This window comes from Allobosea sp. TAB14 (genome assembly GCF_052113865.1).
In the GTDB taxonomy this organism is placed as follows: Bacteria; Pseudomonadota; Alphaproteobacteria; order Rhizobiales; family Beijerinckiaceae; genus Allobosea; species Allobosea spartocytisi.
In genome coordinates this window covers 19,124-30,038 of record NZ_JBFRDQ010000058.1, presented here as the reverse complement: position 1 = coordinate 30,038, position 10,915 = coordinate 19,124, and the positions used below count along the sequence as shown (strand labels likewise).

Here is a 10,915-nt window from a genome sequence, read left to right as displayed (position 1 = left end):
CGGCTGAACAATCCCACGCGCTGGACGGCGGAGATCGCGCCGAGCTTCCAGAATTTCCTGCGCGTCGCCTGCGACAGGGTCGCGTCGGCCGGGACCGGCGACGGCGGCAGCATGGCGACGCTGCGCTTTGATTTCGCGGAGGCCGGCAGCGGCGCAGTCCTGCGACAGGCGGCGCAGGGCCTCGTCGATGCCGTGCTCGCCCTGCCCGGCGTCGCCTGCGTCCATCTCGGGATCGCCCGCAGCGAGGTTTCCGGCGTCCGCACCCGCGAGACGGAGCTGCGCAGCGCGATGGCGGAGAGAGGCTTCGACGCCGTGCTGCTGCTGGAAGGCGCGTCCCAGGCCGGAATCGAGGCGGCCCTGCCCGAGGCACAACGGCTAGCGATAGCCACCGGGGCTCTCGCGGCACCCCGCGCCGATGTCTACGAAACCGCCTTCAGCCTCACCAGCGAGGATATGCAGGCGCAATAACCGCGCACAGGCTCGCGCGGGATGAACGACCCCGAAAGCCGGATTCAGCTTCCAGGCTTTCGACGAGGGGCAAGAGATCGAAGCGGCAACGCTTCGAGGTCAGGCAGCCGGCCCGAGAAGCCGGCGACATATCAGCACGTCAGAGGAGGATTCATGTTGGGCATTTCTTCACTTCGCGCCGCCGCATTTGCCTTGGTGGCAGGGCTCGGCTTCGTCGGCGCCACCGCGCAGGCCGACGCCCAGTCGCTCGAAAAGATCAAGAAGGCGGGCGTCATCCGCATCGGCGTGATGGGCGAGCAGGCGCCCTGGGGCTCGATCGACGCGAGCGGCCAGAACATCGGCTACGACGTCGATGTGGGCCGGCTGATCGGCGAGGAGCTCGGCGTCAAGGTCGAGTTCGTGCCGAACGCCGTGGCCGCCCGCATCCCCAACCTGCTGACCAACAAGGTCGATCTGCAGATGGCCGTGATGGGCATGTATCCCGACCGCGCCAAGGCCGTGCAGTTCTCGAAGCCCTATTCGGGCCTGAAGATCATCCTGCTCTCCAGCAAGAAGAACAAGATCGAGACCATCGAGGATGCCCGCAACCTGCGCATCGGCGTGCCGCGCGGCGCCGCGCAGGACAAGTCGATCACGACGCTGCTCGGCGACATCCCCAATATCCGCCGCTTCGACGACGACAGCTCGACGATGCAGGCCCTGGTCTCCGGCCAGGTCGATGCGATCGGCGGCAACACGACCTACAAGATCAATCTCGACAGGGCCTCGCCCGGCAACGACTACGAGCAGAAGCTGGTCTTCAACGAGCAATGGCAGGGCATCTGCACCAAGCTCGGCGATGCCGAGATCAATGCCTGGCTCAACCAGTTCATCGACAAGGTCGCGGCCGATGGCCGGCTCGCGAAGATCAGCGAGAAATGGCTGGCCCAGCCCCTGCCGAGCTTCCCGGCTGCCGTCGAGGGCGTGCCCTTCACCGTGAAGTGACGGGCCGCACCGGGCGCCACCCGACCCCCTTGAGACGAGGCGCGACCGCATCCATGCGGCCGCGTCCGACTGCCGATCTCGCCAGGAACCGCCATGCGAACGATCTTCATCCTGAACGGGCCGAACCTCAATCTGCTCGGCCAGCGCGAGCCTGAGATCTACGGCCGCACCACCCTCGACGAGATCCGGGGCTGGTGCGAGACCGACGCGGCCGAGCTCGGCCTCGCCATCGACTTCCGCCAGTCGAATTTCGAGGGCGAGATCATCGAGGCGGTCCATGCCGCGCGGAAGGATGCCGCCGGCATCATCATCAATCCGGCGGGATACACCTTCACCTCGATCGCCATACTCGACGCGCTCAAGATGTTCGATCGCCCGAAGATCGAACTGCACATCTCGAACATCCATCAGCGCGAGGCGATCTACCACAACTCGCTGGTCTCGAAGACGGCCACCGCCGTGATCGCCGGGCTCGGCGCCTATGGTTATCGGCTCGCCTTGCGCGCCATGGCAGAGCTGACCCGATGATCCGCATCGCCCTGCTTGGAGCGGGCCTCATCGGCCGCGAGCACGCGGACCTGATGGCGTCGCATCCCGACATCGCCATCGCCGCCATCTGCGACCCCTCCCCTGAGGCCGCGAAGCTGGCCGAGCGGCTGTCGGTGCCGTACCGGTCCGACTATGTCGCCATGCTCGACGAGTTGCGCCCCGACGGCGCGATCATCGCGCTGCCGAACCAGCTCCACGCCCCGGCAGCGCTGGCCTGCATCGAACGCGGCATCGCTTGCCTGATCGAGAAGCCCGTCGCGGAAAGCATCGCTTCCGCCGCCCGGATCGTCGAGGCGTCCGAACGCACCGGCGTGCCGGTGCTGGTCGGCCATCAACGCCGCCACAGCCCCGACATCCGCGCGGCGAAGCAGGCGATCACAGCCGGCGAGCTCGGCGACATCGTCGCCGTCAACGGCATGACGCTGTTCGACAAGCCGGCCAACTATTTCGACGTCGCCTGGAGGAAAAGCGCTGGCGGGGGCGTGCTGCTCATCAACCTGATCCACGACATCGACATCCTGCGCCACCTGGTCGGCGAGATCGACAGCATCCGCGCCTTCACCTCCCATGCGCGCGGCTTCGCGGTCGAGGATGGAGCGAGCCTCTCGATCCGCTTCGCCAATGGCGCGCTGGGCAGCTTCATCATCTCCGACAACGCCGTCAGCCCCTGGGCCTGGGAATACAGCTCCGGCCAGGCGCTCTACCATCCCACGCAGCCGGGGCCTTGCCTGTTCCTGGCCGGGCGCAAGGCGGCGCTGTCGGTCTCGGACATGTATCTGTGGCGTCACGAGCGCGACGACGAACACTGGCAGCACCCGCTGGCGCGGCATTACCGCGGCGCTGCCGGCCTGCCGACCTATGTCGCCCAGCTTACCCATTTCGCCGCCGTCGTCAGGCGGGAGCAGCAGCCGTTGATCACCGCCCGGGACGGCATGGCCACGCTGGCCGCGACGCTCGCGGTCGATCTTGCCGCCCGCGAAGACCGCACGGTCACGCTGGCGGAGATGCTCGCACAAGGAGGAGCGGCCCCATGACCGGCACGATCGCAGCGACGACCAAGACGATCCAGGGCGAGGTCATTCCGGCGCTGGGGTTCGGAACCTTCGAGATCACCGGCCCGGCCGGCGAGGCGGCGATCCGTACCGCGATCGATCTCGGCTACCGGCAGATCGATACGGCGATCCGCTATGGCAACGAGGCCGAGGTCGGGCGGGCGATCCGCGCCTCCGGCGTACCGCGCGCCGAGCTCTTCGTCACGACCAAGATCTGGTTCAACGACCTCGCACCGGAGACCGTCCATCGCCGCGTCGACGAAAGCCTCGACCGGCTCGGGCTCGACCAGGTCGATCTGCTGCTCGTCCACTGGCCGACGAAGGATGTTCCGCTGGCTGAGACGCTGGCAGCCTTCGCCGAGGAGAAGCGGAAGGGACGCACGCGATTGATCGGCGTCAGCAACTTCCCGGTCGCGCTGCTCGACGAGGCGCTGGAGATCCACAAGGCCGAATTGTTCTGCAATCAGGTCGAGTATCACCCCTTCCTGTCGCAGGAGAAGCTGCTGGCCCGGATGCGGCGCGCCGGCATGCTGCTGAACGCCTACCAGCCGATCGCGCGCGGCAAGGTCTTCGACAACGATCTGCTCAATGCGCTCGGCCGCAAATACGGGAAGTCGGCGGGACAGGTGACGCTGCGCTGGCTGGTCCAGCAGGATGGCGTCGGCGCGATCCCGCGCTCGTCCAAGCCCGAGAACATGCGGGCCAATCTCGAGCTCTTCGATTTCGAACTGTCGCCGGAAGACATGGCTGCGATCCACGGGCTTGCCCGCGGCCAGCGCTATTCCAGCTTCGAGTGGGCGCCCGCCTGGGATGACTGAGACAAAGCGCACCGCAAGGGAAGAACGATGACTCTCGACTTCAGCGTCGTGGCCGACGCCTGGAAATCGCTACTGTTCGGAGCGCTGGGAACCTTGTTCCTGGCCTTTTCCGGCATGGTCATCGCCATGGTCGTCGGTGTCATGGGCGTGGTCATCCTGCGGATGCAGATGCGGATCCCCTCGCTGCTGGTGACGCTCTTCGTCGAGATCATCCGCAACACGCCGTTCCTGGTGCAGATCTTCTTTCTGTTCTTCGCGCTGCCGCTCGCGGGCGTCCGCCTGAATCCGACGGTCACGGCCATCCTGGCGCTCGGCCTCAATGGCGGCGCCTATGCGATCGAGATCATCCGCGGCGGCGTCGAGAGCATCCCGAAGGGGCAGACGGAAGCCGGCCTGGCGCTCGGCCTGCACAAGCACGAGGTCTTCCGGCTGATCGTGCTCATCCCGGCGCTGCGCGCGATCTACCCGTCGCTCGCCAGCCAGTTCATCCTGCTGACGCTGACCACGGCGATCTGCACCTCGATCTCCGCCTATGAATTGACCTCGGTCGGCCAGCGCATCGAGGCGGAAACCTTCCGCAGCTTCGAGGTCTATTTCACGCTGACCTCGATCTATCTGGTGATCTCGCTCGCGACGATGTGGCTGCTCGCGGCGCTGGGCCGCTGGGCCTTCAGCTATCCGCAGCGCTGAGGAAGCAGGACATGGGCATCCAGGAACTGACCTATCTGCTGCAAGGCCTGCTCTGGACCTTGTTCCTCACCGTCATCGGCTTCGTCGGCGGCATCCTGTTCGGCATCGTCGTGGCGGTGCTCAGGGTTTCGCCTTCGCCCTGGCTGCGGATTCCGATGATCTGCTGGATCGGGGTGTTCCAGGGCACGCCGCTGCTGATGCAGCTCTTCGTCGCCTATTTCGGCCTGCCGCTGCTCGGCTTCAACTTCCCGGCCTGGGCCGCCGTCTCGGTCGCGCTGACGGCGCATGCCTCGGCCTTCCTCGGCGAGATCTGGCGCGGTGCGATCCAGGCCGTGCCATCAGGCCAGAGCGAGGCCGCCAATGCGCTCGGCCTGCCCGGCTGGAGCCGGATGGTCGACGTCGTCATGCCGCAGGCCTTCAAGCTCTCGCTGCCGGCGACCGTCGGCTTCCTCGTGCAATTGCTCAAGGGAACGTCGCTTGCCGCGATCGTCGGCTTCATCGAATTGACCCGGGCCGGCACCATCGTTTCCAACCAGATCTACAAGCCCTTGCTCGTCTTCGGCGTGGTGGGCGCGCTGTACTGCGCCATGTGCTGGCCGCTCTCGCTCTGGGGCCGCAGGCTCGAGCAGCGAATGGCGGCCGGGGCGGCAAAATGAGGGAGATCGACATGACCCGGACCCATGACAGCACCAGCCGCGCCGTCCAAGAAGCGGCCGCTCCAATGATCGAGATGCGGCAGGTCGAGAAGTTCTACGGCCCGTTCCATGCCCTCAAGGGCATCGACTTCTCGGTCACCAAGGGCGAGAAGATCGTGCTCTGCGGCCCTTCCGGCTCGGGCAAGTCGACGCTGATCCGCTGCATCAACCATCTCGAACCGATCGCGAGCGGAGAGATCGTGGTGGCAGGCCACCGGCTGAGCGACAGCCAGGACGCCGTCGATGCCGTACGCCGCGAGGTCGGCATGGTGTTCCAGCAGTTCAACCTGTTTCCGCACAAGACGGTGCTGGAAAACTGCATCCTCGCGCCGATGCGGGTGCGCAAGCTCTCGCGCGCCGAGGCGGAAGAGACGGCCCGGAAGTACCTGGAGCGGGTGCGCATCGGCGATCAGGCGGCGAAATACCCGGCCCAGCTCTCCGGCGGCCAGCAGCAGCGCGTCGCGATCGCGCGCGCCTTGTGCATGGAGCCCAAGGCCATGCTGTTCGACGAGCCGACCTCGGCACTCGACCCGGAAATGGTCAAGGAAGTGCTGGACACGATGGTGTCCCTGGCGCGCGACGGCATGACCATGATCTGCGTCACCCATGAAATGGGCTTCGCGCGCCAGGTGGCCGACCGCGTGATCTTCATGGCCGATGGCGAGATCGTCGAGGAGAACGCGCCGGACGCGTTCTTCTCGAACCCGCGACACGAGCGCTCGCGTGCCTTTCTCGGGGAAATCCTCGCGCATCATTGAGCAGATCCGCCGGACATTGGCGGCCTGCCCGCATTCAGTCGCGGCTCGTTCCCGCATGGCGGCACTAGGCGCGCCGGGTGAGCGATGTTACAGCCCCGGTCACATTGGGCAGTCCGCTACCTGAATTCGGAAAGAACAAATGTTGCTTCGAGTCGGCACCCGCCGAAGCCCGCTGGCGATGGCTCAGACTAACTTCGTCATCGGTCTGATCAAGGCGGCATTCCCGGAGATCGAATTCGAGATCCGATCGGCTTCGACCGTCGCCGATCGCGACAGGGTGTCGGAATTCCACCAGTTTCGCATGGTCGGCGTCTTCACGACCGAGCATGAGGAACAGCTTCTTCGCAACGAGGTGGACTTCGTCGTCCATTCCCTGAAGGACCTGCCGACGACCCTGCGCGACGGGCTCGTGCTCGCCGCCGTGCCCAAGCGCGAAGATCCGCGCGACGCTCTCTGCGGCGCGACGCTAGGCGCGCGCGCAGGACAGCGACATCCTCAAGGTGCTGCAGGCCATCCAGTGCCCGCAGACGCGCGCCGAAGTCGATGCCGAGCGCGCCATGATGCATACGCTGGGAGCAGGCTGCAGCCTGCCGGTCGGGGCCTGCGCCAGCTGGAAGGACGGCCGGCTGACGCTGCAGGCTCAGGTCACCTCGCTCGACGGGCAGGAACGCATCATCGCCACCGAGGAAGGGCCGGCGGAGACAGCGGCCGATCTCGGCGTGGCGACCGGCGAGGCGCTGAAGACACAAGGCGGCACCAGGATCCTGGAAACCAGCTACCGGGAATTCAACAGCCACTTCAAGCTGTTCAAATCCTGACACGACCCGCAGGCCCGTCCGGCCATCGGCATCGCAGCCTTTTCAAACGTCGCGGTATCGCGCCATCCGCGTGATGCCGTCGATGGCGGCTGCCGCGAGCCCCTCTTCCATAACCAATCAGAATACGCCCCACCCGATTTCGACTTGGACAGCCTGGGATCGCAGCGCCCAGACTGGAGCCAAGAAACAAAGTCGAGGGGATTGCATGATCAGGAACTCTGTCGTCGGGCTCGCCGGCCTGGTGCTCGCCGCCTGCCTGCCGGTTGCGGGCATGGCCCAGGAGACCGTGCTGCGCGTCGCCGGGGACGGCAACGTCTCGACGCTCGATGCACACCGCGCCAGCTCCACCAGCGACAAGACCGTGATCGGCTGGATGTATAACGGCCTCGTCCGGTTCAAGCCGGGGAGCGCCGATCCGAAGGATATCGAGCCGGATCTGGCCGAGCGCTGGGAGCAGTCGCCGGACGGCAAGGTCTGGACCTTCCATCTCCGCCAGGGCGTCAAGTTCCATGGCGACTGGGGCACGCTCTCGGCAGACGATGTCGTCTATTCGTTGCAGCGCTCGGCCGACCCCAAGCGCTCGACCTTCTCCTCGGATTTCGCGGCGATCGAAAAGGTCGAGAAGCTCGACGATCTCACGGTTCGGGTCACGCTGAAATATACGGACGTCAATTTCCTCGGCCGCGTCACGAACTACCATGGCGGCAACATCGTCAGCCGCAAGGCGGCCGAGGAGCTGGGCGACAAATTCGGCACGAATCCCGTCGGCACCGGCCCCTTCACCTACGTCGAGCAGGTGACCCAGCAATACGTCAAGCTCGCCGCCAACCCGAACTATTTCCGCGGCAAGCCGAAGATCGACAGCATCGTGATCCGCGCCATCCCCTCAGACAGCGCCCGCGAGCTCGCCTTCACCTCCGGCGAGGTCGACCTGATCTATGCCAAGCGCGAGCAGCGCTGGGTCGATTCCGCCCGCAAGCGTGCGGGCTTCAATGTCGAGATCTTCCGGCCCGGCGAATACCGGCTGCTGCACCTCAACCAGAGCCAGCCGCCGCTGGACGACATCCGCGTGCGCCGCGCCATCGCCGCCGCGGTCAATGTCGACGACCTCGTGCGCTATGTCGGCAAGGATGTCGGCCCCAAGGGCTGCTCGATCGTGCCGCCCGGCTATCTCGGCGAGGACTGCTCGGTCCGCTACGACTTCAATCTCGCCAAGGCCAAGGAACTGCTCGCCGAGGCCGGCCACAAGGACGGCGTGACGATCAAGGCCATCGTCTCGAACATCTCGGCGCAGCAACCGATCATGGAGATCATCCAAGCGCAGCTCGCCAAGGCCGGGATCAAGCTCGAGATGCAGGTCGTCGACCACGCCACCTATCAGAGCCAGACGCGCAAGGACCTGAGCGGCCTGGTCTTCTACGGCGCGGCGCGCTTCCCGATCGCCGACACCTATCTCAGCGAGTTCTTCCATTCGCGGGCGACGGTGGGCACGCCCACCGCCGCGACCAATTTCTCGCACTGCAAGGTCGCCGACAAGGAGATCGAGGAAGCACGCACCGCGCCGGATGCCGACACGCAGAAGGCCCTGTGGAAGGAGGCGCAGCGCAAGATCATGGAGGATGTCTGCGCCATCCCGCTCTTCGAGCTGCGGCAGGTCTGGGCGCGCAGCGACCGGCTCGATCTCGGCTACGAGCTCAAGGGCGCGATGAACCTCGCTCCGCCGATCACCGAAGCCACCACGCTGAAGCCGCGTTGAGACTGTCCGAGCCGGGAGCTCCGCCGTGGAGATCGTGCGACACCTCGCGGCCTCTATCGGCGCCGCCCGCCGCGAGCCCCTGACGGCGGAACTGCGGGAGGCGGCCTGCCGCAGCGTGCTCGATCTCGTGGCGGCCGCGGCCGCCGGCATCGCGGCGCCGGGCCCGCGCGCGGTTCGGCAGGTCGCGCGGGTGACCATGGCCGGCGGCGCCCTGCCCGTCTGGTTCACGGGGCAGAGCTCGGGCCTTGCCGGCGCGATCTGGTGCAATGCCTCGGCTTCCGCCGCACTCGATCTCGACGACGGGCACAGGATCGCGCGCGGCCATCCCGGAGCCGCGATCATCCCGGCCGCCTTCGCAGCGGCACAGGAGGCAGGGGCCACGACGGACGAGCTGCTGCAGGCGATCGTCGTCGGCTACGAGGTCGGCGTCGCGGTCGGCGCGGCCCGACGCTTCTATGCCAATACCGGGATGTGGTCGGGCTACGGCGTCGTCGCGGCCCTCGGCTTTCTGAGGCGCACGCCGGCGGAGCAACTGGCGCATGGTTTTGCCATCGCCGGCATCAGCGCGCCCAACCAGCTCCATGCCGGGGCGGGGCCTGCCTTCCGCGCGCAGGAAGGCAGCGACGTCAAGGAAGGCATTCCCTGGTCGAGCGTGACGGCCGCGAACGCGCTGCTGCTGGCCGAGGCGGGACATACCGGCCCTCTGACGCTTCTCGACAATGACGAGCATTTTTTGCTCGAAGGGCTGGCGGAGGGTCTTGGCCGACAGCATTACATCGCGCGCAACTACATGAAGTTCCATGCCTGCTGCCGGCATGTCCATGCGCCGGCCGAGGCACTGCTGGACCTCCTCGCCGAAAACTGCATCGAGCCGCACCGCATCGACGCCATCGAGGTCGCGACCTTTTCCGGCGCCCTGCGTCTGGCGAACCGGCCACGGCCCCAGAGCTTCACCGATATCCAGTTCTCGATCCCCTATTGCCTCGCCCTGCTCGCGATCGACGGGCCGGAGGCGCTGCTGCCGCTGACGGAAGCGGCCGTCGACCGGCCCGAGATCGTCGCCCTCGCCGAGAAGGTCTCGCTGAATCTCGACCCCGCGCTCGACGCCCGCTTTCCGGCGCAGACCCTGTCCCGCGTCACCATCCACATCGAGGGACGCTCCTTCGCCTCGCCCGTCACCGCGCCGCGCGGCGAAGCCTCGGATCCGCCGTCCTGGGCCGATCTCGAGATCAAGCTGGAACGGGCCTGCCGGCTCGTCGCCACATCGGCGCAACGGCAGTCCTTGCTTGCCGCGCTTCGCCACCTGCGCGACGGCGATCACGCTTCGCTGCTGCAAGCCTTCGCGACCCTGAGGCTCAGCCCGGCGTAAGGATCGTCTGCGAAATCTCGGCCGCCACCTCGCGTGCGCCTCGCAGAAAGGCATCGACCAGCCGGGCGTTGCGGCTGTCGCGGATGCGGCAGAGCTGGAAATGGAGCTGAACGCCCGGCTCGAAGCGCCGGATGGCAAGCTTGTCACGCAATCCGCCGACGATCAGCGGATGCACCAGCGAGACGCCCGTTCCCGCGGCGACGAATTCGCAGAGCGTGGGCGAGACGTTCGCCACCATGACGATGTTCGGCACGACGCCATGGGCATCCAGGACCCGGCCGATGCTCCGGCTGGTATGGCTTTCGGGATCGAAGGAAACGAAGGGAACGCCTTCGAGGTCGCGAGGCGTGATCACCTCCCGCGCCGCGAGCGGATGGTCGAGCGGCAGGATGCAGACGACCGGATGCGCCATGAGCGGCTCCGCCACGATATAGGGATTGTCGATCGGCGCGACGATCAGCCCGACATCGAGCTTGCGGGTGACGAGCCCGTCCGCGATCCATTGCGAGCTGCGCGACTGCACCGAACAGAACACCCCGGGCTGCGCCTTCAGGAAGCGCGAGGTCGCTTCCTGGATGAAGGAGCCCGACAGCGCCGGCATGACGCCGATCAGGAGCCGGCTCTGCTCGTCGCGGCGGATGGCCTCCACCGCATTCTCGACCTGGCGCACGCCCGCGAAGATGCGGTCGATCTCCTCATAGAGTCGCATGCCGCGCCGCGACGGCGCCAGCCGCCCCTTCACCCGGTCGAAGAGCTGCAAGCCCGTATCGGCCTCGAGATGGGCGATCAGCTTGCTCATCGCGGGCTGCGAGATGTTCATCATCTCGGCGGCGCGGCTCACCGTGCCGTATTCGATGACCGCCTTGAAGGCTTCGACCTGACGCAGGTTGAGCCGCCGAACCATCGCATAACCCTGAAGAATAGGAACCAGCAAAAAACGACTTTGACGAAATACAAG

Annotated in this window: 11 protein-coding genes and 2 pseudogenes; 12 read left to right on the top strand and 1 reads right to left on the bottom strand. The window is 66.5% G+C overall.

Annotated elements, in window-relative coordinates; translation table 11 throughout:
- The 12 genes and pseudogenes from AB4Y99_RS11215 to AB4Y99_RS11160 form a co-directional block, all read left to right on the top strand.
- Positions 1-468, top strand: a pseudogene (locus AB4Y99_RS11215) (hypothetical protein); the annotation flags it as partial.
- 153 nt (positions 469-621) lie between these two features.
- Positions 622-1,452 carry a transporter substrate-binding domain-containing protein gene (locus AB4Y99_RS11210; RefSeq protein WP_133565830.1) on the top strand — a complete coding sequence of 277 codons (831 nt, stop codon included), beginning with the start codon at positions 622-624 and terminating at the stop codon, positions 1,450-1,452.
- 93 nt (positions 1,453-1,545) lie between these two features.
- Complete coding sequence (aroQ, locus tag AB4Y99_RS11205) at positions 1,546-1,980, top strand: type II 3-dehydroquinate dehydratase (RefSeq protein WP_133565829.1); 435 nt, start codon at positions 1,546-1,548, stop codon at positions 1,978-1,980.
- Positions 1,977-3,035, top strand: a complete 1,059-nt coding sequence (locus AB4Y99_RS11200; RefSeq protein WP_142023348.1) for a Gfo/Idh/MocA family protein — start codon at positions 1,977-1,979, stop codon at positions 3,033-3,035. The genes aroQ and AB4Y99_RS11200 overlap by 4 nt, the downstream gene beginning before the upstream one ends.
- A complete protein-coding gene (locus AB4Y99_RS11195) occupies positions 3,032-3,871 on the top strand; it encodes an aldo/keto reductase (RefSeq protein ID WP_441523360.1) in 840 nt (279 codons plus the stop codon). Before AB4Y99_RS11200 ends, AB4Y99_RS11195 begins: the two co-directional genes overlap by 4 nt.
- A gap of 27 nt (positions 3,872-3,898) precedes the next feature.
- Positions 3,899-4,561, top strand: coding sequence for an amino acid ABC transporter permease (locus AB4Y99_RS11190; protein WP_441523359.1), 663 nt, complete (start codon positions 3,899-3,901; stop codon positions 4,559-4,561).
- An 11-nt stretch (positions 4,562-4,572) separates the two neighbouring features.
- Positions 4,573-5,217 carry an amino acid ABC transporter permease gene (locus AB4Y99_RS11185; protein WP_038357668.1) on the top strand — a complete coding sequence of 215 codons (645 nt, stop codon included), beginning with the start codon at positions 4,573-4,575 and terminating at the stop codon, positions 5,215-5,217.
- Between the two features lie 65 nt (positions 5,218-5,282).
- On the top strand, positions 5,283-6,014 hold the full coding sequence (locus AB4Y99_RS11180; RefSeq protein ID WP_038357780.1) for an amino acid ABC transporter ATP-binding protein: 732 nt from the start codon (positions 5,283-5,285) through the stop codon (positions 6,012-6,014).
- Positions 6,015-6,153: 139 nt separating this feature from the next.
- Positions 6,154-6,453: pseudogene (locus tag AB4Y99_RS11175) on the top strand (hydroxymethylbilane synthase); the annotation flags it as partial.
- Positions 6,454-6,514: 61 nt separating this feature from the next.
- A complete protein-coding gene (locus tag AB4Y99_RS11170) occupies positions 6,515-6,832 on the top strand; it encodes a hypothetical protein (RefSeq protein WP_441523358.1) in 318 nt (105 codons plus the stop codon).
- 205 nt (positions 6,833-7,037) lie between these two features.
- The gene (locus tag AB4Y99_RS11165; RefSeq protein ID WP_133565823.1) at positions 7,038-8,588 is read left to right on the top strand and encodes an ABC transporter substrate-binding protein; all 1,551 of its coding nucleotides are present in this window, start codon (positions 7,038-7,040) and stop codon (positions 8,586-8,588) included.
- 25 nt (positions 8,589-8,613) lie between these two features.
- A complete protein-coding gene (locus AB4Y99_RS11160) occupies positions 8,614-9,957 on the top strand; it encodes an MmgE/PrpD family protein (RefSeq protein ID WP_441523357.1) in 1,344 nt (447 codons plus the stop codon).
- On the opposite strand, the gene AB4Y99_RS11155 is transcribed toward AB4Y99_RS11160, so the two are convergent.
- Positions 9,944-10,861, bottom strand: coding sequence for a LysR substrate-binding domain-containing protein (locus AB4Y99_RS11155; RefSeq protein WP_112764769.1), 918 nt, complete (start codon positions 10,859-10,861; stop codon positions 9,944-9,946). The two genes, AB4Y99_RS11160 and AB4Y99_RS11155, sit on opposite strands and share 14 nt — an antisense overlap.
- Positions 10,862-10,915: the final 54 nt, after the last annotated feature.